The sequence below is a fragment of the Paenibacillus amylolyticus genome (assembly GCF_003719335.1).
In the GTDB taxonomy this organism is placed as follows: Bacteria; Bacillota; Bacilli; order Paenibacillales; family Paenibacillaceae; genus Paenibacillus; species Paenibacillus amylolyticus_D.
On the sequence record NZ_RIAS01000040.1, the window covers coordinates 1 to 1,163 of the forward strand.

The window sequence follows — 1,163 nt, forward strand, 5'->3', positions numbered from 1 at the left end:
CGAACACGACCGTTAAGCCCTCTAGCGCCGATGGTACTTGGACCGCAGGGTCCTGGGAGAGTAGGACGCCGCCAAGCGATTCCCTTTGGGGTATTTTTTTTGCCCCCTCGTTAGGGATATGGGATATATATGCGGGCCTTTAGCTCAGTTGGTTAGAGCGCACCTCTGATAAGGGTGAGGCCGGTGGTTCGAGTCCACCAAGGCCCATAGTAACTTTATAAGAAATATGTATGGGGCCATAGCTCAGCTGGGAGAGCGCCTGCCTTGCAAGCAGGAGGTCAGCGGTTCGATCCCGCTTGGCTCCACCATTCCCTGATAGCTCAGTTGGTAGAGCACTCGACTGTTAATCGAGTTGTCACAGGTTCGAGTCCTGTTCGGGGAGCCATGGAGAGGTGTCCGAGCTGGCCGAAGGAGCACGATTGGAAATCGTGTAGGCGTCACAAGCGTCTCGAGGGTTCGAATCCCTCTCTCTCCGCCATAATTCTTCTTTAGGTAAGGCCCGTTGGTCAAGGGGTTAAGACACCTCCCTTTCACGGAGGTAACAGGGGTTCGAATCCCCTACGGGTCATAGTTATTTTAATAACTAAAGAGTGGGATGAGGATCCCAAAGGTTCGTCGGAGGATTAGCATCGTTAGCAACTGCTTCGCAGTCTCGAACGAAGTGAGAGTATCCCCTACGGGTCATATTTACGGAGGCTTAGCTCAGCTGGGAGAGCATCTGCCTTACAAGCAGAGGGTCGGGGGTTCGATCCCCTCAGCCTCCACCATATATATTTATCCTAATGACGCGGGGTGGAGCAGCCCGGTAGCTCGTCGGGCTCATAACCCGAAGGCCGCAGGTTCAAATCCTGCCCCCGCAATTAAAGCTTTCTTTTATGAAAGTGATCTGGAACCGTGGTGTAGTTGGCCTAACATGCCTGCCTGTCACGCAGGAGATCGCGGGTTCGAATCCCGTCGGTTCCGCCATCTTTACAATCTTCAGGGATGAGAATCCGTTTGTGGGTTCGTCGGAGCATTTACTTCGAGAGCATCTGCTTCGCAGTCTCGAACGAAGTGAGAGTATCCCGTCGGTTCCGCCATTCATATATGGCTCGGTAGCTCAGTCGGTAGAGCAGAGGACTGAAAATCCTCGTGTCGGCGGTTCGATTCCGTCCCGAGCCACC

The 1,163-nt window shown here is 53.7% G+C and carries 9 tRNA genes and 1 rRNA gene; all 10 read left to right on the forward strand.

The features are described from left to right. Positions 1–77, forward strand: a 5S ribosomal RNA gene (gene rrf / locus EC604_RS31140); the annotation flags it as partial. A gap of 56 nt (positions 78–133) precedes the next feature. Further along, positions 134–207: transfer RNA gene (locus EC604_RS29300), tRNA-Ile, on the forward strand. 25 nt (positions 208–232) lie between these two features. Then, positions 233–308: transfer RNA gene (locus tag EC604_RS29305), tRNA-Ala, on the forward strand. A 1-nt stretch (position 309) separates the two neighbouring features. Then, positions 310–385 (forward strand) — tRNA-Asn (locus EC604_RS29310). 1 nt (position 386) lies between these two features. Next, positions 387–478, forward strand: a tRNA-Ser gene (locus tag EC604_RS29315). A gap of 18 nt (positions 479–496) precedes the next feature. Further along, positions 497–568 (forward strand) — tRNA-Glu (locus EC604_RS29320). Between the two features lie 123 nt (positions 569–691). After that, a tRNA-Val gene (locus EC604_RS29325) sits at positions 692–767 on the forward strand. Between the two features lie 19 nt (positions 768–786). Then, positions 787–860: transfer RNA gene (locus EC604_RS29330), tRNA-Met, on the forward strand. Positions 861–888: 28 nt separating this feature from the next. Beyond that, positions 889–966: transfer RNA gene (locus EC604_RS29335), tRNA-Asp, on the forward strand. Between the two features lie 122 nt (positions 967–1,088). Next, positions 1,089–1,161: transfer RNA gene (locus EC604_RS29340), tRNA-Phe, on the forward strand. Positions 1,162–1,163 lie beyond the last annotated feature (2 nt).